The following is a 21,645-nucleotide window of genomic DNA, read 5'->3' as shown; positions in this document are numbered from 1 at the left end:
GGGTTAACGAACGGCTAGCGAGCGGCGCTGCCCTCGGTGTAGTCGGCGTCGGTCTGCTTCCACGCGAAGAGCGCGCGCAGCTCCCTGCCGGTGGACTCGATCGGGTGGGCGGCACCCTTGGCCCGCAGTTCCAGGAACTCGGGGGCGCCGGCATCCTGGTCGGCGATGAAGCGCTTCGCGAACGCACCCGACTGGATGTCGGCGAGCACCGCCTTCATGTTCTCCTTCACCGACGGGGGAAGCACACGGGGGCCCGAGACGTAGTCGCCGTACTCGGCCGTGTCGGAGACCGACCAGCGCTGCTTGGCGATGCCGCCCTCCCACATCAGGTCGACGATGAGCTTCAGCTCGTGCAGCACCTCGAAGTAGGCGATCTCGGGCTGGTAGCCGGCTTCGACGAGGGTCTCGAAGCCGTACATCACCAGCTGCGAGGTGCCGCCGCAGAGCACGGCCTGCTCGCCGAACAGGTCGGTCTCGGTCTCTTCCGTGAAGGTCGTCTTGATGACGCCCGCGCGGGTTCCGCCGATCGCCTTCGCGTACGACAGGGCGACATCCCAGGCCTGACCCGACGCGTCGCGTTCGACGGCGATGATGTCGGGGATGCCGCGGCCGGCGACGAACTCGCGACGGACGGTGTGGCCGGGGGCCTTCGGGGCGACGAGGATGACGTCGACGCCTTCCGGGGCGTCGATGTAGCCGAAGCGGATGTTGAAGCCGTGCGCGAAGGCGAGCGTCTTGCCTTCGGCGAGGTTGTCCTTGATCGACTCGTTCCAGATGCCGCGCTGGTGCTGGTCGGGCGCGAGGATCATGATCAGGTCGGCCCACTGGGTCGCGTCGGCGACGTTCTTCACCTCGAAGCCGTCCTCCTTCGCCTTCGCGGTCGACTTCGAGCCGTCCTTCAGCGCGATGACGACCTCGACGCCCGAGTCGCGCAGGTTCTGCGCGTGGGCGTGGCCCTGCGAGCCGTAGCCGACGATCGCGACCTTCTTGCCCTGGATCAGGGCGAGGTCGGCGTCCTTGTCGTAGAAGATCTCAGCCAATGTGTTTTCCTTCGTTTCTCGGTTAGTTCTTGAAGACTCGTTCGGTGATGCTCTTGCTGCCGCGGCCGATCGCGAGGAGGCCGCTCTGCGCGATCTCCTTGATGCCGTAGGGCTCCAGCATCCGCAGCAGCGCGTTGACCTTGCCGCTGTCGCCCGTCACCTCGACGACGAGGGAGTCGGGGGCGACGTCGACGACGCGCGCACGGAACAGCGTCACCGCCTCGAGGATCTGCGAACGGCTGTTGCCGTCGACCTTGACCTTGATGAGCAGGTGTTGGCGCTGCACCGAGGCGTCGGGGTCGAGCTCGACGATCTTGATGACGTTGATCAGCTTGTTGAGCTGCTTGGTCACCTGCTCGAGCGGGAGGTCTTCGACATCCACCACCACGGTGATGCGCGACAGACCCTCGATCTCGCTGTGGCCGACGGCGAGGGATTCGATGTTGAAGCCGCGGCGGGCGAACAGCCCCGCGACGCGGGTGAGCAGGCCCGGCTTGTCCTCGACGAGGAGAGAGAGCACGTGAGTCGACATGGCGGTTACTCCTCTTCCCAGGTCGGGGCCAGATCGCGGGCGTACTGCACCTGCGAGTTGCCGACGCCCTGCGGCACCATCGGCCACACCATGGCGTCACGGCTCACGATGAAGTCGATGACGACCGGACGGTCGTTGGTCTCGATCGCCAGCTTGATCGCCGGGTCGATCTCCTCCGGCTTCGTCACCCGGATGCCGAGTGCGCCGTAGGCCTCCGCGAGCTTCACGAAGTCGGGGATCATGCGGGTCTGCTCGCCCACCTTCGTGTGCCCGGTGTCGAGGTCGGTGAACGAGTGGCGGCCGTCGTAGAACAGCGACTGCCACTGGCGCACCATGCCGAGCGAGGAGTTGTTGATGACGGCGACCTTGATCGGGATGTCGTTGATCGTGCAAGTCGCGAGTTCCTGGTTGGTCATCTGGAAGCAGCCGTCGCCGTCGATCGCCCAGACCAGACGGTCGGGCTGCGCGACCTTGGCACCCATCGCGGCGGGAACCGAGTAGCCCATCGTTCCGGCGCCGCCGGAGTTGAGCCAGGCGTTGGGACGCTCGTACTTGATGAACTGCGCCGCCCACATCTGGTGCTGGCCGACACCGGCGGCGTAGATCGCCTCCGGTCCGGAGAGCTGCCCGATGCGTTCGATGACCGTCTGCGGCGCGAGCAACCCGTCGTCGGGGTCGTCGGTGTAACCGAGCGGATAGTTCGCCTTCAGCTGGTTCAACCGCGTCCACCATTCGGCGGTATCGGGCTTCGCCTTCTTCGCGACCGACTCGTAGGCGTCGAGCAGTTCGGGCAGCACGTCTTTCAGGTCGCCAACGATCGGAACGTCGGCGTGCTTGATCTTGCCGATCTCGGCCGGGTCGATGTCGACGTGCACGACCTTCGCGTCGGGAGCGAACTCGGCGACCTTGCCGGTCACGCGGTCGTCGAAGCGGGCGCCGAGGGCGACGATGAGGTCGCTCTCCTGCAGGGCGAGCACCGCGGGCACCGTGCCGTGCATGCCCGGCATGCCGAGGTGGTGCGGGTGCGAGTCCGGGAACGCCCCTCGGGCCATGAGCGTCGTCACGACAGGCAGCCCGGTGCGATCGGCGAGCTTCAGCAGCTCCTTGTGGGCTCCCGCCCGCACGACACCGCCACCGACGTAGAGCACCGGACGCTGTGACTCGAACATCAGCTCGGCGGCGGCCGTGATCTGCTTGCCGTGCGCCTTCGTCACCGGCCGATAGCCCGGCAGGTCGAGCTTCGGCGGCCAGTGGAACGTCATCTGGCCCTGCTGCGCGTCCTTGGTGATGTCGACGAGCACCGGACCGGGGCGACCGGTGGAGGCGATGTGGTACGCCGACGCGAGCGCCGCCGGCACGTCCTCGGCACGCTTGACGAGGATCGAGTGCTTCGTGATCGGCATCGTGATGCCGACGATGTCGACCTCCTGGAAGGCATCCGTTCCCATCGAGGTCGAGAACACCTGCCCGGTGATCGCCAGCAGCGGCACCGAGTCCATGTAGGCGTCGGCGATCGCGGTGACGAGGTTGGTCGCGCCGGGGCCGGAGGTGGCGATCGCGACGCCGACCCTGCCGGAGGCGGCGGCGTAGCCCTCGGCCGCGTGGCCGGCGCCCTGCTCGTGGCGCACCAGGATGTGGCGGATGGTGGTGGAGGCCATCAGCTCGTCGTAGAACGGCATGATCGCGCCGCCGGGAAGGCCGAAGACGTCGGTGACACCGAGCTTCTCGAGCGAGGCCAGGATGGCGCCCGAGCCGGTCATCACGTTCTTGTCGCGTGGGGGTGCAGCGGGTGAAGCATCCGCAGTCATGCTGTGTCCTTAGAAGGCTCAGGCCCTTTTGTGAAGCGATGGATGTCTGGAAGCGATCGACTACCCCGTGACCGCGCCTTCGGCTGCCGAGTGCACGAGCTTGGAGTACTTCGCGAGAACGCCACGGGTATAGCGCGGAGGCAAGGGAGCCCAGCCGGAACGGCGGCTCTCCAACTCGGCCGGATCGACTTCTAGGTCGATCGACCGGGCTGCGATATCGACCCGTATCAGATCACCATCACGCACGAAGGCGATAGGACCTGCGTCCACTGCTTCCGGAGCGATGTGGCCGATGCACAGGCCGGTTGTGCCGCCTGAGAATCTGCCGTCCGTCAATAGTAGGACATCTTTTCCTAAGCCCGCGCCCTTGATGGCGGCGGTGATGGCGAGCATCTCGCGCATCCCCGGGCCGCCCTTCGGGCCTTCGTAGCGGATGACGACGACGTCGCCGTGCTTGATCTCACCCGCGGCGAGCGCATCCATCGCCCCACGCTCGCGCTCGAACACGCGGGCCGGGCCCTCGAAGACCGCCGCGTCGAAGCCGGCGGTCTTCACGACCGCACCCTCGGGCGCCATCGATCCCTTGAGGATCGTGAGCCCGCCGGTCGCGTGGATCGGCTTGTCGAGGGGCTTGAGCACCTCGCCGTCGAGCGCGGGAGGATTGAGTTCTTCGAGGTTCTCGCGCATCGTCTTGCCGGTCACCGTCATGACGTCGCCGTGCAGCAGGCCGGCATCCAGCAGCGCCTTCATCAGCACGGGCACCCCGCCGCGGCGGTCGACGTCGTTCATGACGTACTTGCCGAAGGGCTTGAGGTCGCCGATGTGCGGCACCTTCGCGCCGACCCGGTTGAAGTCGTCGAGCGTGAGATCCACCTCGGCTTCGTGGGCGATCGCGAGCAGGTGCAGCACGATGTTGGTCGAGCCGCCGAGCGCCATGCCGACCGCGATGGCGTTCTCGAACGCCTCCTTGGTGAGGATCTGCCGCGCGGTGATGCCCTTGTTCAGCAGGTTGACGACGGCCTCGCCCGAGCGGTGCGCGTACATGTCGCGGCGACCGTCGGAGGCGGCGGGGCTCGCGCTGCCCGGCAGGCTCAGCCCGAGGGCTTCGGCGACCGACGCCATCGTGTTGGCGGTGTACATGCCGCCGCACGCGCCCATGCCGGGGGCGAACGCGCACTCGATGCGGTGGGCATCCTCGAGGCTCATCGTGCCGGCCAGCACCCCGCCGACCGCCTCGAAGGAGTCGATGATCGTGATGTCCTTCTCGGTGCCGTCGCTGAGGCGCACCCAGCCCGGGGCGATCGACCCGGCGTAGAGGAAGACGGATGCCAGGTCGAGTCGCGCGGCCGCCATCAGCATGCCGGGGATCGACTTGTCACACCCGGCGAGCAGCACGGAGCCGTCGAGCCGCTCGGCCTGCATGACGACCTCGACGGAGTCGGCGATGACCTCACGCGACACGAGCGAGAAGTGCATCCCCTCGTGGCCCATCGAGATGCCGTCGCTGACGCTCACCGTGCCGAACTGCAGCGGATACCCGCCGCCCGCGTGCACCCCCTCTTTCGCCGCGCGGGCGAGGCGGTCGAGGCTCAGGTTGCACGGGGTGATCTCGTTCCACGACGACGCGATGCCGATCTGGGCCTTGTCCCAGTCGGCGTCGCCCATGCCGACGGCGCGTAGCATCCCGCGGCTCGTGGTGGCTTCGATCCCGTCGGTGACCGTGCGGGAGCGGGGCTTGTGGTCGATCGCGGGCGTGCCTGTCGGGAGCGGTGTTTCCGGCATGTGACGAGGGTACCGTCCGCCCGCAGGGGTCGCTGCGCGCGGTCTGGGGTCAGTGGCCGCCGCGGTCGGAGTCGACTCCGGCGTCGGGACCGGCGTCGAGGGTCGCGAGCGCGGCCATGTCCTCGGCGGAGAGCTCGAATGAGAAGAGGTCGAGATTCTGGGCGAGGCGCACCGGGTCGGTGCTCTTCGGGATGACGACGAGCCCCTGCTGCACGTGCCAGCGCAGCACGACCTGCGCCGGGGTGCGTTCCAGCCGCGACGCGATGCCGACGATCACCGGTTCGGCGAGCAGCGATCGCGCGCCGCTCCCTCCGCCGAGCGGGCTCCACGACTGGGTGACGATGCCGTGCGCGGTGTCGTAGGCCCGCTGCTCGAGCCGCACGATCTGCGGACTGATCTGGATCTGGTTGACCGCGGGCACCACCGAGGTCTCGGCGGCGAGGCGCTCGAGGTGGGCGGGCGTGAAGTTCGACACCCCGATCGCTCGGGCGAGCCCGTCGGCGTACAGCTTCTCGAAGGTGCGCCAGGTCGACACGTACTGGTCGCGCTGCGGCAGCGGCCAGTGGATGAGCAGCAGGTCCACGTACGACATGTCGAGCCGGTCGAGCGCCGCCCGCAGCCCGTCGATCGCCCGGTCGTCGCCCTGGAACTCGCCGTCGAGTTTCGTCGTGACGAACAGCTCCTCACGGGCGATCGCCGAGCGATGGATGCCTTCGCCCACACCGGTCTCGTTGCCGTACCGGGTCGCGGTGTCGATGTGGCGATAACCCAGGCCGATCGCGGTCACGACCGCGTCCGCCGCCTGCGCGTCGTCGAGCGGCCAGGTGCCCAGCCCGACCTGAGGGATGACGGCGCCGGTGTTGAGAGGGATCGACGGGATGCTCATGCCCCCATCCTGCCTACTGTTCGTGCACGTCGCCTTCGCGGAACGTCGCGAGGGTCTTGAGCACGAGGGCGACCTCCTCGGGACCGGCGACGCGGAACGCGGCCTCGGTCGGGCCGGGGCCGCTCTTCACCCCGACATCGTGCGACAGCAGGGCCGCGAAGGCATCCTCGTCGGTGACGTCGTCACCCGCGTAGAAGACGGCGTCGGCGGCCGTGTACCGGCGCAGATGCTCGACCGCCTCGCCTTTCGTCGTCGAGCGCACCGCGAATTCGAGCACATTCTTGCCCTGCCGCACGGTGAGGTTCTCGATCTCGGCCTGCGCCTCGGAGAGGGCGACGAGGTGGGCGAGCCGCGAGTTGTCTTCCGTCGCGAGCCGGGTGTGCAGGGCGAAGCCCGCGGGCTTGGACTCCAGCCAGACCTGATCGATCGAGTCGGCGACCTCGCCGAGCACCTCGTGCAGCACCTCGACCTGTTCGATCTCGGCGGTGTCGAGGCTCACCCGGTCTTCGGGATTGTCGAGCCGCAGTTCGATCCCGTGCGAGCCGACCAGCAGCACGCTGTCGGGGAGGTCCGACACCTCGATGAGGCTGCGCAGCGCGCGACCCGACACGAGGGCGACGCGGGTGTTCGGCAGCTTCAGCAGCGCGAGCACGGCCTCGCGGGCTTCGGGGATCGCACGTGCCTTCTCGGGGGAGTCCACCTCGGGCGCGAGGGTGCCGTCGAAGTCGAGGGCGACGAGCAGCCGGCGGGTGCGGGCGAGTTCGCGCAACGCGCCGACGAGCGACGAGGGGAGGGGGGCCGCGGCGGCGCGGTGCCGGGGTTCGTTCACGGTTTCGGGGGGCGCTCGACGGTCCACTCGAGGTCGCCCAGCGGGTCGAGGTCGGCACCGAGACGGTCGATGCCTCCGCTCGCATCGCTCAGGGCGCGCAGGAAGCTGCGCGACCAGTGGCCGACATCGTTCTCGCGCACCCGCTTGCGCAGGGCGCGCATCCGCTTGCGCCGCTCGGCTCGCGGCATGTCGACGGCCTGCATGATGGCATCCTTCAGCCCGTCGATGTCGTGCGGGTTGATGCGCAGTGACGATCTGAGCTCGTCGGCCGCCCCGGCGAACTCGCTCAACACGAGCACGCCGTCTTCGTCGTGCCGGGCGGCGACGTACTCCTTCGCGACGAGGTTCATCCCGTCGCGCAGGGCGGTCACCAGCATGACGTCGGAGGCGAGGTAGAGCGCCGCCATCTCTTCACGCGGAAAGCCGTGGTGCAGGTAGTTGACGGCCTGGTGCCCGATCGTGCCGAAGTCGCCGTTGATGCGCCCGACCGTCAGCTCGATCTCGTCGCGCAGGTGCTTGTAGGTCTCGACCCGTTCGCGGCTCGGGCTGGCCACCTGCACGAGCGTCACATCGGCGACGTTGAGCCGCCCCTCATCGAGCAGCTCCGAGAAGGCTTTGAGGCGGTGCCCGATGCCCTTCGTGTAGTCGAGGCGGTCGACGCCGAGCATCACGGTCTTCGGGTTGCCGAGCTCGGCGCGGATCTGGTCGGCGCGGGCCTGCACGGCGGGGCTGCGGGCGAGTTCCTCGAACGCCTCGACGTCGATCGAGATCGGGAACGCCCGGGCGATGACCCGCCGAGCCGGCAGGTCGTCGGTGCGCGGCACCTCGATGTAGGGGCTGCGCGTCGTGTAGCCGAGCAGCCGGCGCACGGCGCGCGAGAAGTTGCCGGCATCCGACACCCGCTGAAGGCCGACCACGTCGGCGCCGAGCAGGCCTTCGATGATCTGGGTGCGCCACGGCAGCTGCGAGTACAGGCCGTAGGCGGGGAACGGGATGTGGTTGAAGAATCCGATGACCAGGTCGGGTCGGGCGAGCCGCAGCATCCGCGGCACGAGCTGCAGCTGGTAGTCGTGCACCCACACCGTCGCCCCGATGTCGGCGACCGCCGCGGCCTGGTCGGCGAACCGCTGGTTGACGGCGACGTAGGAGTCCCACCATTCGCGGTGGTAGGTCGCCGGCACGATGACGTCGTGATAGAGCGGCCAGATGGTGTCGTTGCTGAAGCCCTCGTAGAAGTGCTCGACCTCGTCGGCGCTGAGCGCCAGCGGAACGATGCGCAGGCCCGAGTGGGTGAACGGCTCGAGGATGATCTCGGGCTGCCCGATCCAGCCGACCCACGCCCCTTCGGTCTGGCGCATGACCGGTTCGAGCGCCGTGACCAGACCGCCCGGCGACTGCTTCCAGGAGGCGGAGCCATCCTCGGCGACCACACGGTCGACCGGCAGGCGGTTGGAGACGACGACGAAGGCGAAACGCTCGTCGGCCATTCGACGACGGTATCAGCCGCCGCTGGGAGCAGTTCCCGAATCCGTCACACGCCGGACACATGGTCGCGTTAGATTGAAGCGCGATGATTCAGATCGGCATGAGCACATCCTGCAACATCCTCTTGGGTGTGGAGCAGTCGTTCCGGCTCGCACGCATCGCCGGGTACGACGGTCTCGAGATCATGGTGACGACCGATCCGGTATCGAGGGATGCCGCGGCGCTGAAGCAGCTCATGGAGCGGTACTCGCTGCCGATCCTCTCCGTCCACGCCCCGTCGCTGTTCTGGATGCAGCTCATCGGGGGTCGCGACGCCCAGGTGAAGCTGGAGAAGTCGGCCGAACTGGCCGCCGAGGTCGGCGCATCGAGTGTGGTCGTCCATCCGCCGTTCCGGTGGGAAGCCGGCTACGCCAAGAACTTCGAACGCATCGTGCGGCAGACCGCGCAGAACACCGGCATCGAGATCTGCGTCGAGAACATGTTCCCGTGGAAGGTCGCCCACAAGAACCTCAAGGCCTACGCGCCGAGCCCCGACCCGCTCGACCTCGACGTCGATGCGATGACCCTCGACTTCTCGCACGCGTCGCTCAGCGGTCGCGACTCGCTCGAGTACGCGATGGCGATGGGCGACAAGTTGCGACACATCCACCTCTGCGACGGCCGCCGCAGCGTCGACGACGGCAACATGCACGACGAGCACCTCGTGCCCGGCCGGGGAACCCAGCCGGTCGCCGAGACGCTCACCTACCTCGTCGAGAACGGCTTCACCGGCCACGTCGTCGCCGAGATCGGGCTGCACAAGATCCGCAACCCGCAGGTGCGCCTCGACATGCTCGTCGAGACGGTCGCGTTCGCGAAGCAGTACATCGGGCAGGAGCACGCGACCCGCGAGCCCCTCGCGGTCGGTGCCCGCATCAATGGCCGCAGCGTGCGTCGGGCCCGCAAGGCCGCATCCCGCCCGTAGTCAACCGGGTACCCGGCTTCGCGGTCGCGGGGTAGCGTGAGAAGCACGACCTGGGAGGCTGCATGCGCAAGTTCATCTTCAACTTCAGCGTGCTGAGCGCGCTGTTCGGCGCCGTCGGTCTGGTCAAGACCACGACCCAGGGGCCGCGCGACTGGCGCCTCATCCTGTTGTGGATCGCCTGGGGCATCAACGTCGCGATCGCCGTCGGCACGGTGGCCGAACAGGCGAAGGAACACGAACTCGAGGAGTGGTGATGTTCGGCGACCGATACGGCATGGGCTGGTTCTGGCACGTCGGCACGTTTCTCGGCGGGGTGGTCCTCACCGCCGCGATCGTCGTCGTCGCCGTGCTGCTGGTGCGCTACCTGATCGTCGCGACCCGCGCGGCTCAGTTGTACCTCGACACGCACGCCACGACGCCTCCCGCGGCAGCCGAGCCGCCGCCCGCGACCCCACCGGCGAAGCCCACCCCGCGCACCCCGAAGACCCCGCCCACGGCCTGAGGCTCAGGCGAGGAAGCCGCGCAACAGCACGGCGGAGGCCTCGAGGTGTTCGCGCATCGCCTCGGCCGCGCCCTGCTCGTTGCCGGCCAGGATCGCGAACACTATTCGCTCGTGCTGGCGGTTGGAGTGCTCGATCGTGCGGGCGAGCAGCGGAAAGGTGTCGAGCAGTTCGTTGACCCGCGAGCGGTTGTCGGCGAGCAGGGTGACGAGCGACGGCACGCCGACGATCTCGGCGAACGCGAGGTGCAGCCGGGAGTCGAGGCGGCGGTAGTCGTCGGGTGCCGCGGCCTGCACCTCGCCGAGGCGGGTCCAGAGCAGCGCGCGCTCCTCGGCGCCGAGGCTGCGGCTTGCGGCGGCCCGCACCGACCCGACTTCGAGGATCTCGCGCAGGCCAACGACATCCTCGATCTCGGCCGCGGTCGGGGTGACGGCGGGCACGACCGGTGGCGGCGGGAGCGGGTCGGCGACGAAGGTGCCGCCGTAGCGGCCGCGCTTCGAGGTCAGGTAGCCGGCCTCCGAGAGCTCGCGGATCGCCTCCCGCACCGTGTCGCGTGACACCGAGAATCGGGCGGCCAGGTCGCGCTCCGACGGCAGCGCCTGCCCCGGGGCGACGACCCCGAGGCGGATGGTCTGCATGAGCCGGGCGACGGTGTCTTCCAGCGAGTTGCCGCTGCGAACCGGCCGGAAGACCGCCTCGTCGACGAGCGACACCGGCTCGTCGGCCATCAGAGCGGGGTGACGTAGGCGGCGGAGATCCCGCCGTCGACGAGGAACGTCGAGGCGGTGATGAAGGATGCGTCGTCGCTCGCGAGGAACGCGACGGCGGCCGCCAGCTCCTCGGGTTCGGCGAATCGTCCGACCGGCACGTGCACCAGCCGTCGGGCGGCACGCTCGGGATCCTTTGCGAACAGCTCCTTCAGCAGGGGCGTGTTGACCGGGCCGGGGCAGAGCGCGTTGACGCGGATGCCTTGGCGGGCGAACTGCACGCCGAGCTCGCGGGTCATCGCGAGCACCCCGCCTTTTGAGGCGGTGTAGGAGATCTGGCTGGTGGCGGATCCCAGGACGGCGACGAAGGATGCCGTGTTGATGATCGAGCCGCTGCCTTGCGGCACCATGTGGCGCAGCGCCGCGCGTGAGCACAGGTAGACGCTGGTGAGGTTGACCAGTTGCACGCGATCCCATGCCTCGAGCTCGGTGGTCTCGATCGAGTCGTCGTCGGGCGGTGAGATGCCGGCGTTGTTGAACGCGATGTCGACCGACCCGTACTCGGTCGCGGCGGTGTCGAACAGGGCATCCACCTCGGCCTTGTCGGCGACGTTCACCTTGACGAACAGGCCGCCCACCTCGGCGGCGGCCTTCTCGCCCGTCACCGGATCGAGGTCGCCGATCACGACGCGGGCGCCTTCGGCGGCGAAGCGACGCGCGGTGGCCAGGCCGATACCGGATGCACCGCCGGTGATCACGGCGACCTTGCCGGCGAGTCTCTGGGTGAGGTCCATCGGTTACTCCTGACTGAAGAAGACGTTCTTGGTTTCGGTGAAGGGCAGGGCGGCGTCGGGGCCGAGTTCGCGGCCGAGGCCGGACTGCTTCATGCCGCCGAACGGGGTGCTGTAGCGCACCGACGAGTGCGAGTTCACCGACAGGTTGCCGCTCTCGACGCCCCGGGCGACACGGATGCCGCGGCCGAGGTCGCGGGTCCAGATCGAGCCTGAGAGGCCGTAGATCGACGAGTTGGCGAGGGCGATCGCGTCGGCCTCGTCGTCGAACGGCAGCACGCTGACGACCGGCCCGAAGATCTCCTCGGTCGCGACGCGATCGGTGCGGGCGGGCAGCAGCACCGTCGGGGCCATCCAGAACCCCGCACCCTCGGGGGCGGTTCCGCGGAACGCGATGGGCGCATCCTCGAGAAACGCCTGCACCGACTCGCGGTGTGCCGCCGACACGAGCGGCCCCATCTCGGTCGCCTCGTCGGCCGGGTCGCCCACCTTCCACGCCTGCACCGCCGGCTCGAGCAGATCGAGGAACTTCGCCAGCACCGAGCGCTCGACGAGCAGCCGGGAGCGGGCGCAGCAGTCCTGCCCCGCGTTGTCGAACACCGAGCCCGGTGCCGTGGCCGCGGCCTTCTCGAGGTCGGCATCGGCGAAGACGATGTTGGCGCTCTTGCCGCCGAGCTCGAGGGTGACCGGTTTCACCTGTTCGGCGCATCCCGCGGCGACACGCTTGCCGACCGCCGTCGACCCGGTGAAGACGATCTTGCGCACCTCGGGATGTGTGACGAAGCGCTCCCCGACCACCGAGCCGCGCCCCGGCAACACCTGGAAGAGATACTCGGGAAGCCCCGACTCCAGCGCCAGCTCCCCCAACCGGATCGCGGTGAGCGGCGTCCAGTCGGCGGGCTTGAGCAGCACGGCGTTGCCGGCGGCGAGCGCCGGAGCGAACCCCCACGACGCGATCGTCATCGGGAAGTTCCACGGCACGATCACCCCGACCACCCCGAGTGGTTCGTGGAAGGTCACGTCGATACCGCCGGCGACCGGGATCTGCGCCCCGATCAGCCGCTCCGGCATCCCCGAGGCGTAGTTCAGCACGTCGCGCACGTGGCCGGCCTCCCACCGAGCCGAACCGATGGGATGCCCCGAGTTGCGCACCTCGAGTCGCGCGAGTTCTTCGACCGCGCCGTCGACCGCCTCCGCGAACCGCCGCAACGCGCGAGCGCGGTCGGCGGGGGCGAGAGCCGCCCACGACCGCTGGGCGACCACCGCCCGGGCGACCGCCTCATCCACCGCCTCGAGCGGGGTGTGCGGCACCTCGGCGATGACCGACTCGTCCGTCGGGTTGATGACGGTGGTCGAGCCGCCGTCCTGAGCCTGTCGAAGGGTCATGCCTTCGCTCCCGCGTACGTTCTCGCGGCATCCACGAGACCGGCGAACAGCCGGGCGTCTTCGGCGGCATCCTCTTCCGGATGCCATTGCACGGCGACCCCGAACGGCACGCCTTCGAGCTCGACCGCCTGCACGATGCCGTCGTCGGTGCGGGCGGTGACGCGCAACCCGTCGCCGACGGTGTCGACCGCCTGATGGTGGTAGCTCTTCACCGGCAGCTTCGCGCCGACGAGGGCGTCGAGCTCGCTGCCGGGCTCGACGACGACCTCATTGGTGGCGAACTGGCCCTTGCCGATGCGGTAGCGATCGTTGCCGACGAGGTCGGGAAGGTGCTGGTGCAGCGACCCGCCGCGGTTGACGTTGAGCACCTGCATGCCGCGGCAGATGCCGAGGAACGGCAGCTCGCGGTCGATCGCGGCGGAGAGCAGCGCGTCCTCCCAGGCGTCGCGCTCCAGGTGCGGCTTGTCGGTCTCGGGAGCCGCATCCTGGCCATATCGAGCCGGATCGACATCCGCTCCCCCGGTGACGATGAGGCCGTCGAGGCCGTCCAGCACCCGGCCCACGATCTCGGCGTCCACCGGCTGCGGCGGAAGCAGCACCGGGATGCCGCCCGCGCGCTGCACCGCCTCGAAGTACACGGCGGGCAGGAACGCGGCGGTGACGTCCCACACGCCGGTCTGCGCGCGCTGCTTGTAGGTGGTGAGTCCGATGACGGGGCGAACCCCCGTTCCCTGAGCCTGTCGAAGGGTCACAGTCGCTCGAACCCCCGCACGCGCTCCCAGTCGGTGATCGCCGCGTCGTAGGCGCGCTGCTCGATCCGCGCGTTGTTGAGGTAGTGCGCGACGACTTCGCCACCGAACGCGTCGCGAGCGATGTCGGATGCCGCGAACAGGTCGGCGGCATCCCGCAGCGTCGCCGGCACCCGCGGCTTGTCGCTCGTGTAGCCGTTGCCGACCAGCATCGGCTCGAGCTCGAGAGAGTTCTCGATGCCGTAGAGCCCGCCGGCGATGATCGCGGCGACCGCGAGGTAGGGGTTGACGTCGCCGCCCGGCACCCGGTTCTCGACCCGCAACCCATGACCGTGACCCACGACCCGGAGTGCGCAGGTGCGGTTGTCCATGCCCCAGGCGACGGCGGTCGGCGCGAACGAACCCTCGACGTAGCGCTTGTAGGAGTTGATGTTCGGCGCGAAGAACAGGGTCATCTCGCGCATCGTGTGCAGCAGCCCGGCGATCCAGTGCTCCATGAGCTTGCTCATCCCCTTGCCGTCCGCCATGACCGGCGACCCGTCGGTGCCGCGCACCGAGAGGTGGATGTGGCAGGAGTTGCCTTCGCGCTCGTTGTACTTCGCCATGAAGGTCAGCGACTTGCCGTGCGCGTCGGCGATCTCTTTCGCGCCGTTCTTGTAGATCGTGTGGTTGTCGCAGGTGGCGAGCGCCTCGGCGTAGCGGAACGCGATCTCCTGCTGCCCGAAATTGCACTCGCCCTTGACGCCCTCGCAGTACATGCCGGCGCCCTCCATGCCGAGGCGGATGTCGCGCAGCAGCGGTTCCATGCGGGTCGAGGCGAGCAGGGCGTAGTCGATGTTGTAGTCGGATGCCGGGGTCAGCTCCCGATAGCCCTTCGCCCAGGCGGCGCGGAACGAGTCGTCGAAGACGATGAACTCCAGCTCGGTTCCGACGAACGGCACGAGCCCCTTCTCAGCGAGCCGGGCGATCTGGGCCTTGAGGATCTCGCGCGGCGACACCGTGACCGGGGCCGCGTCGGGCGTGCGCAGGTCGGCCATCACGAGCGCCGAACCCGGAAGCCACGGGATGTGGCGCAGCGTGTCGAAGTCGGGCACGAGCACCATGTCGCCGTATCCGGTCTCCCACGACGAGATGTCGTAGCCGCCGACGGTGTTGTTCTCGACATCGACCGCGAGCAGGTAGTTGCAGGCCTCGGCGCCGTGCTCGGCGACATCCTCGCGGAACAGCCGGGCCGCGACCCGCTTGCCCACCAGGCGGCCCTGCATATCGGCGAACGCGACGATGACCGTGTCGATCTCCCGCTTGTCGATGAGGCGGTTGAGCTCTTCGAGCGTCAGGTTTCCCGAGCCGGTGGGCGTGCTGGTCATCGACGGTGCCTCTCCTCGCGGTCGCGGATTCGACCATTACAGCCTAGGGCGACCCGAAGGCGGCCCAGCAGTTGTAACGAGTCGTTAACACCCAAAGGTAGACACCAAGTACCAATGAGGGCCATAGTCGTCGGCAAGCGTGGACGCTGGCGTTCCCGGTCGTCCGCGTACCCCACCGTTGGAATTCGGAAGGAACGTGATGGCTGAGACCAAGGGCACAGGCGGTGTGAAATACACCAGCGCCGGCGCCGAGTACTTCGAGAAGCGCAAACTCAAGAGAAGCGCCGGCGTCTGGGGACTGTGGGGCCTCGCGGTCGCCGCCGTCATCTCCGGTGACTTCTCCGGCTGGAACTTCGGCATCGCCAGCGCCGGCTTCGGCGGGATGGCGATCGCCTTCGTCATCCTCGTGGTCATGTACTACGGCCTCATCTTCTCCATCGGCGAGATGGCAGCCGCAATGCCGCACACCGGCGGCGCCTACTCGTTCGCGCGCTCCGCGATGGGACCGTGGGGCGGCCTCATCACCGGACTCGCCGAGACGATCGAGTACGTCGCGACGACGGCGGTCATCGTCTTCTTCTCAGCGCAGTACCTCAATGGCATCACCACGGAACTGCTGAGTTTCGACCTCAGCGGGAGCATGTGGATCTGGTGGATCGTCCTCTACCTGGTCTTCATCGCGCTGAACTCGGCGGGAGCGAGCATCTCGTTCAAGTTCGCCATCATCGTCTCGATCATCTCGATCGCGATCCTGCTGGTGTTCTCGGCGATGGCGTTGATCTCGGGCAAGTTCAACTGGGACAGCCTGTTCAACATCGCTCCCGACCCGGCGGCCTTCGGCTCGTCCGACTTCCTGCCCGGCGGCCTGCTCCCGATCCTGTTCGTCCTGCCGTTCGCGATGTGGTTCTTCCTCGGCATCGAGGAGCTGCCGCTCGCGGCCGAGGAGTCGCACGCTCCGGCGAAGGACATCCCGCGGGCGGGCATCATCGCCCGCGGCACGCTGATCGTCACCGGTGTCCTGGTGCTCGTGCTCAACACGGGTGTGCTGGGGGCCGAAGCGACAGGGGCCTCGCTGGAACCGCTCCTCGACGGCTTCCGCGCCATCGTGGGCGACCAGCTCGCCGCGCTGCTGGCGATCTTCGCCCTGATCGGCCTGCTCGCCTCGCTCCAGGGGATCATGTTCGCCTACGGGCGCAACATGTACTCGCTGTCTCGCGCCGGTTACTACCCGAAGTTCTTCTCGCTCACTGGCAAGCGCCAGACCCCGTGGGTCGCGCTCGTCGTCGGCGCGGTGTTCGGGTTCGTCGCCCTGGTCGTCGTCGACGTCCTCGCGAGGACCAACGAGGGCGCCGGAGGCGTCGCGGGGGCGATCGTGCTCAACATCGCGGTGTGGGGCGCGGTCTTCGCGTACTTCGCGCAGATGGTGTCGTTCATCATCCTGCGACGCCGCTTCCCGAACGCGAACCGTCCGTACAAGAGCCCCTGGGGCATCCCCGGCGCCGCGATCGCAGCGCTCATCGCACTGTCGATCTTCGTGGGCCTCCTCGTGCAGGAGCCGTATCGCATCGCGATCGTCGCGATCATCGCGGTGTATCTTCTCGTGCTGCTCGGGTTCGCGATCTACGGTCGACACCGCCTGGTCCTGTCGCCCGAAGAGGAGTACGCCCTCTCCGGCGGCCTGCACGGCGACCCGCAGAAGGAGGGCTACGACGCCATGGAAGGCGACGTGCCCGGAACCGGCTCGAAGAAGTAGCAGCACCGTTTCACCGACGGCCTCCCTCCGCTACGTTGGCGGCGGGAGGCCGTCGTGCGTGTTCGAGCAACCGTCGCCGCACTGGTCACTGTCGCAGCGGTGGTCGGGATGCTGACCGCCTGCGTGCGGTCCGAGATCTGCGTGTTGTGGGTCGACTACGAGACCCCGCAGCAGGCCTACGACGACGCCACCCTGGTCGTCGTCGGAACGGCGGAGCCGACTGGGTCGACCCGTGACGTGCTCGGGGTGTCGATGCCGGTCTACGTGATCGACGTCGCCGAGACGCTGAAGGGCGAAGCCCCCGACGCCCTCGAGATCACCCCGACCCCGCTCACCTGCATGGGTGACGCGAGCGAGTTCCCCGACGGGGTGGACCCCCTCGCGACCGACGACGACCTCGTGCTGTTCCTCGACCGTGACGACACCGGCTGGCGTCCGATCACCCCGTACGACGGCGTGCTGTCGGTACCTGCCGACGGGGTGCTGCCGTTCGAGACCACCGACCGCTAGGTTGTCGGCGTGGCCAGTGATCAGGAAGACATCGCCGAGCTCAAGGCACAGGTCGCGCACCTGACGCAGCTCGTCGAGCAGCTCTACTACCGGTCGGGTTCCGCGATGCCGACCTCGGGCATCCCGTCCCTCGACGCGCCGCCCGCCGACATCCTCGATGCCCTGCGTTCGGGGCAGAAGATCACCGCCATCAAGCTGTGGCGGGAACGGACGGGCCTCGGCCTCGCCGAGGCGAAAGACCAGATGGATGATCTCGAAAGGCGGTTGGGACTGTGACGATCTCTGCGGGGCCGGGTTCGGAACCGGTGGATGAGGAGGCTCCGGCGGTCGTCGTCGTCGGGCGCACGATCGGCGGCATCCTGCTGGTGGTGGTCGGGGGCGCGCTCGCGCTCGCCGGCGCGTTCTGGTACTTCATCGTGCCCTGGTTCGGCTGGGCGATGGAGGGCTTCTGGTACGCGATGGCCGACTGGGCCGACCTCGGCGGCATGGCGGTCGGCGTCATCGGGCTCGTGTTGCTCATCGTCGGCGGCGCGCTGGTTCAGCGGGCGCGCAAGAAGCGGTTCGACGCGTTCATCGACGTCTCGCAGTCCTGACGCCCCTCGTCACCGCTTGCGGGCGACCCAGATCTCCTCGGCGGGCCACTGGCGGCCCCACTCGGCGGTGACGATCCTGGGAGTCGCGGTGGTGTGCTCGGGTGCCTGCAGCTCGTGCAGGTCGATCACCTCGAAGCCGTTCTCGCGCAGCAGCCGGATCCAGCGGCCGTGCTCGAGCGTGAACGACACCGAGCCGTCCTCCCACTCGGTGGAGTGGAGGCCGAAGGAGGGTCGCTGCAGCTGCTCGGTCGCCGGATCGTCGTCGCCGGCACCCAGCGGAGTGGTGAGGATGAGCTGCAGCCCGTTCACGAGGAACGCCAGCGTGCCCCCGGGCCGCAGCAAGCGCGCCGCCTCCGGCACCCACGCGTACGGGTCGCACCAGATGGAAGCGCCGTACTCGCTGATCGCGAGATCGAATGACGCGTCGGGCAACGGCACGTGTTCGGCGTTGCCTTCGATCAAGGGAAACGGAAGGTCAAATCGGGTCTGCATCGCCCGGGCCGTCGCCAGCTGGGCCGGCGACAGATCGATCCCGACCGGTCGCGCACCCCGCCGGGCCAGCCACCCCGAGAAGTAGGCCGTGCCGCAACCGAGCTCGATGACATCCAGACCCGCGAGATCCTCGGGCAGTACGCGCAGCTGCGATTCGGGAACCGGCCAGAATCCCCAGGTGATCTCCTCCGACGCCCATGCGCCGGCAGCCCAGGTGGCGTAGTCGACCGACTTGCCCTGCCACACCGCGAGGTTCTTGCTCAGGTAGTCGGCGTTCACGAGCGCCACTCTAGGGCGCTCGTCAGCTCTTGAGACCGCCGCTGAAGCCTTGGATGAACTTCTTCTGCATGATCAGGTACAGCACGGTGATGGGCAGCAGCGCGACGATCAGCACCGCGAAGATGTTGTTCCACTGCACGATGATGCCGTTCACGTAGGAGTAGACGACCACAGGAAGAGTCGCCGAATCCGACCCGTTGAGGAAGATGAGCGGCGTGAAGAAGTCGTTCCAGACGATGAGCCCCGTCAGGATGGCGATCGTGCCGGTCGCCGGCGACAGGAGGGGGAAGACCACCTGCACGTAGGTGCGCAGCGGACTCGCCCCGTCGATCGTGGCCGCCTCTTCGTATTCGGTCGGCAAGGCGCGGATGAAGCCGCCATAGAGGAAGACCGCCAAAGGCGTCAGCATGGCGACGTAGATGACGGCCATCCCGAGCGGACTGCCGAGCAGGCCGACCGTGCGGGCGCCGATGTAGAGCGGAACCAGCCCGAGCTGAGCGGGAACGACGATCCCGGCGAGAATCAGGTAATAGAGCCAGGTGCTCACCCGGGAGAGTCGGCGGGTCAGTACATATGCCGTCACGCCGCCGACGACGATCAGCCCGATCACGGCCCCCGCGGTGATCACGGCGCTGTTGAAGAGCCCGACGAAGATGTTGCTGGTGCCGCCGGTCTGGAAGATGGCGATGAACGAGTCGAAGGTCGGACGCAGCGCGGGCTCGAAGGCCGGCGTGCCGATGGCATCCGCCGGAGTCTTCAGTGCCGTGTTCACCAGCAGGTAGAAGGGCAGGAGCATGATGACGGCACACACCCACATCACGATCTCGCGAGCCAAGGTCCATTTCGTATAGCGGATCATTTCGCCTCCCTCCGGCTCCGGTCGCGGGTGATGAAGAGCTGGAAGGCTGCGGCTGCCAGCACGAGAACGGTGAACACCAGCGAGAGGGCCGCGCCGTAGCCGAAGTTCGCGTTCGCGAACGTCTCGGTGTAGATGACGGTCGACAGGGTCTCGGTGGCTCCGTAGGGGCCACCTCGAGTCATCGCCTGAACCTGGTCGAAGACTTTGAGACCCTGGGTCAACCCGAGTGTGGTGGCGATCGCCACCGAGGGCTGGATCATCGGCAGGGTGATGTGCCAGAACCGCGAGAACACGCCGGCACCATCGATGGCGGCGGCCTCTTCGATCTCGTGCGGGACGGTCGCCAGGCCGGCGAGGTAGATGATCATGGCGAACCCGACGTTCTGCCAGACCATGACCGCGAGAATCGTGTAGATCGCGAACTCCGGATCGGCCAGCCAGGGGCGCTGCCACGCCTCGAGTCCGACGGCCGCGAGAACCGAGTTCAACGGGCCGTCCACCTGGAAGATGAAGCGGAAGATGTAGGAGACCGCGAGCGGGCTCAGGACGACGGGAAGAAAGAGCAGCACGCGCAGGATGTAGCGGGTCCGGATGCCGCGATTGAGGGCGAGAGCGAAAAGCAGCCCGACGACGTTGACGATCACCAGCGAGGCGAGTGCGAGAAAGACCGTGTTGCCGATCGACCCGAAGGCCTTCTTGTCACTCAGGATCTCAACGAAGTTGTCGAAGCCGATCCACTCGAACGAGCCGATGCCCTTGAAGTCGGTGAAGGCGTAGCCGGCGCCGATTCCCGTGGCGACGTAGTGCACCGAGAAGACCGCGAGCAGGCCCGGGAGCGCCCACCACCACGACCCGTAGGTCATGAGCTTGGGCCGGGCACGGGGGCCGGACTGACGTCCGGTCCCCGTGCGCCGGGTACTGCGGGAATCGGCCGAGGGAGTGATCGTGTGCGTCATTGCTCTCGTCGATTCCTCTGGGTGGTGCTTCAGCGTGGTGAGATTCTGCTCCTGGTTACCAGGATGCGTCCATCTCGGCGAGGACGTCGTCGACGGTTGCCTGGCCGGTGAGGATGCCCTGCACGCCCGTCCCGAGTGCTGCGTAGACCTCCGGCGATTCCCAGCCGGAGTTCGGCAGGGCGTAGGTCTTGCCGTCGGTCAGGAGCTGCGCGACTCCGCCGTACTGCGGCGGAAGGGCACCGAAGTCGGCTCCGACGACGGGCAGGTTGCCCGAGACGCTCGGGAAGACATTCGCACCCTCGCCCGAGGCGAAGTTGAGGAAGTCCTTCGCCAAGGCGATCACTCCGGGCGACGACTTGGCATTGATCGCCAGGGCGTAGTTGACGCTCGCCGACACGAACGCGTCGTCGGCGGTAGCGGCCGGGAACGGGTTCACCACGAACTCCGCGTTCGGGTTGGCTCCGCCGAGTCCGAATGCGGCGCCCGACGGGATGGCTCCCGCGTACGACAGCTCGCCGACGAGGTTGTTGGTGATCGTGTCGAAGGTGCCGGCCTCGGGCGAGTCCTGGAAGCAGCCCGCCTCGTTGAGCTCCTCGAAGCGCGAGAGGGTCTCCTGCCAGCCCTCGTCGTCGGCGAAGGTGACCTCATCGGCCTGACGCTCGACGTTCCACGACGGGTTCGGACCGTAGACGAGGTCACCGGCCATCACCATCGAGAAGAAGCCCGTGTTCGGCTGCATCGAACCGGCGATCACGAAGAACGAGTGTCCGTGGTCCCGTGCGACAGCGCAGGCATCCAGAAGGTCCTCGTACGTCGTCGGGTAGCCGTCGAGACCATCGGCCTTCATCAGGGCGAGGTTGGCGACGACGGCGGCAACGGTGAAGTCCAGACCCTGCGCGTAGATGGTCCCGTCGACCTCGAACAGCGCCTCGTTCCCCGCCGGGATGGTCGTGTCGGCCGCGGTGTCGTCGAGCGGCGCGAGATAGCCCGCCTCAGCGAGCGTGAGCACGCTGTGCAGCTGGCCGCGTCCGGGGCCCGTCAGGAAGACGTCGGGCGCGTTGCCCGCCTGAAGCTTGGTCGCGAGACCTTGAGCGTAGGTGTCGCCTCCAGCCTCCTCGACGTTGATCGTGATGTCGGGGTTGGCCTCCATGTACGCGTCGGCAAGGGCCTTGTAGGGGTTGTCGCCCGACTCGGCGACGGGGAAGTAGAGCGAGAACTCGGTCGCTTCCTCGACGGGAGGTGCGGTGCACCCCGTGAGCGCGAGCGCGCCCAGCGCGAGGAGTGAGACGGCGGGCGTGAGAACGCGGCGCAATCTCGGGGTGTGCTGTGACATGAGCAGACCTTTCTTGACGGCATTGTCATGCTCCGGCGGGGTCG

General features: G+C 68.1%; 23 protein-coding genes. 7 read left to right on the top strand and 16 right to left on the bottom strand.

All coding sequences use genetic code 11. The annotated features are described in order from the left end of the window. Nucleotides 1–14: 14 nt before the first annotated feature. From ilvC to IE173_RS08330, 7 genes are read right to left on the bottom strand one after another with little or no spacing between them, the layout of a single operon-like run. The gene (gene ilvC, locus IE173_RS08360; protein ID WP_191282982.1) at nucleotides 15–1,040 is read right to left on the bottom strand and encodes a ketol-acid reductoisomerase; all 1,026 of its coding nucleotides are present in this window, start codon (nucleotides 1,038–1,040) and stop codon (nucleotides 15–17) included. Between the two features lie 22 nt (nucleotides 1,041–1,062). Beyond that, nucleotides 1,063–1,572: an acetolactate synthase small subunit gene (gene ilvN, locus IE173_RS08355; RefSeq protein ID WP_191282981.1), complete on the bottom strand. Its 510-nt coding sequence runs from the start codon at nucleotides 1,570–1,572 to the stop codon at nucleotides 1,063–1,065. 5 nt (nucleotides 1,573–1,577) lie between these two features. Beyond that, on the bottom strand, nucleotides 1,578–3,380 hold the full coding sequence (locus IE173_RS08350; protein ID WP_191282980.1) for an acetolactate synthase large subunit: 1,803 nt from the start codon (nucleotides 3,378–3,380) through the stop codon (nucleotides 1,578–1,580). Nucleotides 3,381–3,440: 60 nt separating this feature from the next. Beyond that, nucleotides 3,441–5,162, bottom strand: a complete 1,722-nt coding sequence (ilvD, locus tag IE173_RS08345) for a dihydroxy-acid dehydratase (protein WP_191282979.1) — start codon at nucleotides 5,160–5,162, stop codon at nucleotides 3,441–3,443. Between the two features lie 49 nt (nucleotides 5,163–5,211). Continuing rightward, nucleotides 5,212–6,048, bottom strand: a complete 837-nt coding sequence (locus tag IE173_RS08340; protein WP_191282978.1) for an aldo/keto reductase — start codon at nucleotides 6,046–6,048, stop codon at nucleotides 5,212–5,214. Between the two features lie 13 nt (nucleotides 6,049–6,061). Then, nucleotides 6,062–6,877: a trehalose-phosphatase gene (otsB, locus tag IE173_RS08335; protein ID WP_191282977.1), complete on the bottom strand. Its 816-nt coding sequence runs from the start codon at nucleotides 6,875–6,877 to the stop codon at nucleotides 6,062–6,064. Continuing rightward, complete coding sequence (locus IE173_RS08330; protein ID WP_191282976.1) at nucleotides 6,874–8,364, bottom strand: alpha,alpha-trehalose-phosphate synthase (UDP-forming); 1,491 nt, start codon at nucleotides 8,362–8,364, stop codon at nucleotides 6,874–6,876. Before IE173_RS08330 ends, otsB begins: the two co-directional genes overlap by 4 nt. A 98-nt stretch (nucleotides 8,365–8,462) precedes the next feature. On the opposite strand from IE173_RS08330, the gene IE173_RS08325 reads away from it, so the two are divergent. The 3 genes from IE173_RS08325 to IE173_RS08315 all read left to right on the top strand — a co-directional run bounded on the left by IE173_RS08325 (nucleotide 8,463) and on the right by IE173_RS08315 (nucleotide 9,828). Beyond that, complete coding sequence (locus tag IE173_RS08325) at nucleotides 8,463–9,326, top strand: sugar phosphate isomerase/epimerase family protein (RefSeq protein WP_191282975.1); 864 nt, start codon at nucleotides 8,463–8,465, stop codon at nucleotides 9,324–9,326. Between the two features lie 62 nt (nucleotides 9,327–9,388). Further along, nucleotides 9,389–9,580, top strand: coding sequence for a hypothetical protein (locus tag IE173_RS08320; protein WP_191282974.1), 192 nt, complete (start codon nucleotides 9,389–9,391; stop codon nucleotides 9,578–9,580). Continuing rightward, on the top strand, nucleotides 9,580–9,828 hold the full coding sequence (locus IE173_RS08315; RefSeq protein WP_191282973.1) for a hypothetical protein: 249 nt from the start codon (nucleotides 9,580–9,582) through the stop codon (nucleotides 9,826–9,828). The genes IE173_RS08320 and IE173_RS08315 overlap by 1 nt, the downstream gene beginning before the upstream one ends. Before the next feature lie 3 nt (nucleotides 9,829–9,831). Here IE173_RS08315 and IE173_RS08310 read toward each other — a convergent pair whose 3' ends face one another. The 5 genes from IE173_RS08310 to IE173_RS08290 are packed head-to-tail and all read right to left on the bottom strand — an operon-like array spanning nucleotide 9,832 to nucleotide 14,826. Beyond that, nucleotides 9,832–10,554, bottom strand: coding sequence for a FadR/GntR family transcriptional regulator (locus IE173_RS08310; RefSeq protein WP_191282972.1), 723 nt, complete (start codon nucleotides 10,552–10,554; stop codon nucleotides 9,832–9,834). After that, nucleotides 10,554–11,327 carry a 3-oxoacyl-ACP reductase gene (locus tag IE173_RS08305; protein WP_191282971.1) on the bottom strand — a complete coding sequence of 258 codons (774 nt, stop codon included), beginning with the start codon at nucleotides 11,325–11,327 and terminating at the stop codon, nucleotides 10,554–10,556. The genes IE173_RS08310 and IE173_RS08305 overlap by 1 nt, the downstream gene beginning before the upstream one ends. A 3-nt stretch (nucleotides 11,328–11,330) precedes the next feature. Then, nucleotides 11,331–12,710 (bottom strand): aldehyde dehydrogenase family protein, encoded by a 1,380-nt coding sequence (locus IE173_RS08300; RefSeq protein WP_191282970.1) that lies wholly within the window; start codon nucleotides 12,708–12,710, stop codon nucleotides 11,331–11,333. Next, entirely contained in the window at nucleotides 12,707–13,462 is a 756-nt protein-coding gene (locus IE173_RS08295) for a gamma-glutamyl-gamma-aminobutyrate hydrolase family protein (RefSeq protein WP_191282969.1), read from the bottom strand. Before IE173_RS08295 ends, IE173_RS08300 begins: the two co-directional genes overlap by 4 nt. Beyond that, nucleotides 13,459–14,826, bottom strand: a complete 1,368-nt coding sequence (locus tag IE173_RS08290) for a glutamine synthetase family protein (protein ID WP_191282968.1) — start codon at nucleotides 14,824–14,826, stop codon at nucleotides 13,459–13,461. The genes IE173_RS08295 and IE173_RS08290 overlap by 4 nt, the downstream gene beginning before the upstream one ends. Nucleotides 14,827–15,025: 199 nt before the next feature. On the opposite strand from IE173_RS08290, the gene IE173_RS08285 reads away from it, so the two are divergent. From IE173_RS08285 to IE173_RS08270, 4 genes are read left to right on the top strand one after another with little or no spacing between them, the layout of a single operon-like run. Continuing rightward, the gene (locus IE173_RS08285; protein ID WP_191282967.1) at nucleotides 15,026–16,579 is read left to right on the top strand and encodes an amino acid permease; all 1,554 of its coding nucleotides are present in this window, start codon (nucleotides 15,026–15,028) and stop codon (nucleotides 16,577–16,579) included. A gap of 54 nt (nucleotides 16,580–16,633) precedes the next feature. Beyond that, the gene (locus IE173_RS08280; RefSeq protein ID WP_191282966.1) at nucleotides 16,634–17,089 is read left to right on the top strand and encodes a hypothetical protein; all 456 of its coding nucleotides are present in this window, start codon (nucleotides 16,634–16,636) and stop codon (nucleotides 17,087–17,089) included. Between the two features lie 9 nt (nucleotides 17,090–17,098). Then, on the top strand, nucleotides 17,099–17,365 hold the full coding sequence (locus IE173_RS08275; protein WP_191282965.1) for a hypothetical protein: 267 nt from the start codon (nucleotides 17,099–17,101) through the stop codon (nucleotides 17,363–17,365). Further along, nucleotides 17,362–17,682 carry a hypothetical protein gene (locus IE173_RS08270; protein ID WP_191282964.1) on the top strand — a complete coding sequence of 107 codons (321 nt, stop codon included), beginning with the start codon at nucleotides 17,362–17,364 and terminating at the stop codon, nucleotides 17,680–17,682. The genes IE173_RS08275 and IE173_RS08270 overlap by 4 nt, the downstream gene beginning before the upstream one ends. 9 nt (nucleotides 17,683–17,691) lie before the next feature. On the opposite strand, the gene IE173_RS08265 is transcribed toward IE173_RS08270, so the two are convergent. Genes IE173_RS08265 through IE173_RS08250 form a run of 4 tightly spaced genes read right to left on the bottom strand, consistent with a single transcriptional unit; the run spans nucleotide 17,692 to nucleotide 21,601 of the window. Continuing rightward, nucleotides 17,692–18,453, bottom strand: coding sequence for a class I SAM-dependent methyltransferase (locus IE173_RS08265; RefSeq protein WP_229841973.1), 762 nt, complete (start codon nucleotides 18,451–18,453; stop codon nucleotides 17,692–17,694). A 22-nt stretch (nucleotides 18,454–18,475) separates the two neighbouring features. After that, entirely contained in the window at nucleotides 18,476–19,312 is an 837-nt protein-coding gene (locus IE173_RS08260) for a carbohydrate ABC transporter permease (protein WP_191282962.1), read from the bottom strand. Beyond that, the gene (locus IE173_RS08255) at nucleotides 19,309–20,268 is read right to left on the bottom strand and encodes a carbohydrate ABC transporter permease (protein ID WP_191282961.1); all 960 of its coding nucleotides are present in this window, start codon (nucleotides 20,266–20,268) and stop codon (nucleotides 19,309–19,311) included. Before IE173_RS08255 ends, IE173_RS08260 begins: the two co-directional genes overlap by 4 nt. Nucleotides 20,269–20,323: 55 nt before the next feature. Then, nucleotides 20,324–21,601: an ABC transporter substrate-binding protein gene (locus tag IE173_RS08250; RefSeq protein ID WP_191282960.1), complete on the bottom strand. Its 1,278-nt coding sequence runs from the start codon at nucleotides 21,599–21,601 to the stop codon at nucleotides 20,324–20,326. Nucleotides 21,602–21,645 lie beyond the last annotated feature (44 nt).

It is taken from the genome of Pseudolysinimonas yzui (assembly GCF_014653215.1).
Taxonomy (GTDB): domain Bacteria; phylum Actinomycetota; class Actinomycetes; order Actinomycetales; family Microbacteriaceae; genus Pseudolysinimonas_A; species Pseudolysinimonas_A yzui.
Note: the sequence above shows the minus strand (reverse complement) of the source record. Positions and strands in the feature narration are given on the sequence as shown.

Excerpts from the sequence above, each read along its gene's own strand:
- IE173_RS08250 (WP_191282960.1), bottom strand. The coding sequence starts at position 21,601 with ATGTCACAGCACACCCCGAGATTGCGCCGCGTTCTCACGCCCGCCGTC.
- IE173_RS08315 (WP_191282973.1), top strand. The coding sequence starts at position 9,580 with ATGTTCGGCGACCGATACGGCATGGGCTGGTTCTGGCACGTCGGCACG.
- IE173_RS08255 (WP_191282961.1), bottom strand. The coding sequence starts at position 20,268 with ATGACGCACACGATCACTCCCTCGGCCGATTCCCGCAGTACCCGGCGC.
- ilvN (WP_191282981.1), bottom strand. The coding sequence starts at position 1,572 with ATGTCGACTCACGTGCTCTCTCTCCTCGTCGAGGACAAGCCGGGCCTG.
- IE173_RS08325 (WP_191282975.1), top strand. The coding sequence starts at position 8,463 with ATGAGCACATCCTGCAACATCCTCTTGGGTGTGGAGCAGTCGTTCCGG.
- IE173_RS08305 (WP_191282971.1), bottom strand. The coding sequence starts at position 11,327 with ATGGACCTCACCCAGAGACTCGCCGGCAAGGTCGCCGTGATCACCGGC.
- IE173_RS08290 (WP_191282968.1), bottom strand. The coding sequence starts at position 14,826 with ATGACCAGCACGCCCACCGGCTCGGGAAACCTGACGCTCGAAGAGCTC.
- IE173_RS08285 (WP_191282967.1), top strand. The coding sequence starts at position 15,026 with ATGGCTGAGACCAAGGGCACAGGCGGTGTGAAATACACCAGCGCCGGC.
- IE173_RS08330 (WP_191282976.1), bottom strand. The coding sequence starts at position 8,364 with ATGGCCGACGAGCGTTTCGCCTTCGTCGTCGTCTCCAACCGCCTGCCG.
- IE173_RS08350 (WP_191282980.1), bottom strand. The coding sequence starts at position 3,380 with ATGACTGCGGATGCTTCACCCGCTGCACCCCCACGCGACAAGAACGTG.
- IE173_RS08320 (WP_191282974.1), top strand. The coding sequence starts at position 9,389 with ATGCGCAAGTTCATCTTCAACTTCAGCGTGCTGAGCGCGCTGTTCGGC.
- IE173_RS08300 (WP_191282970.1), bottom strand. The coding sequence starts at position 12,710 with ATGACCCTTCGACAGGCTCAGGACGGCGGCTCGACCACCGTCATCAAC.
- IE173_RS08260 (WP_191282962.1), bottom strand. The coding sequence starts at position 19,312 with ATGATCCGCTATACGAAATGGACCTTGGCTCGCGAGATCGTGATGTGG.
- IE173_RS08340 (WP_191282978.1), bottom strand. The coding sequence starts at position 6,048 with ATGAGCATCCCGTCGATCCCTCTCAACACCGGCGCCGTCATCCCTCAG.
- ilvD (WP_191282979.1), bottom strand. The coding sequence starts at position 5,162 with ATGCCGGAAACACCGCTCCCGACAGGCACGCCCGCGATCGACCACAAG.
- IE173_RS08310 (WP_191282972.1), bottom strand. The coding sequence starts at position 10,554 with ATGGCCGACGAGCCGGTGTCGCTCGTCGACGAGGCGGTCTTCCGGCCG.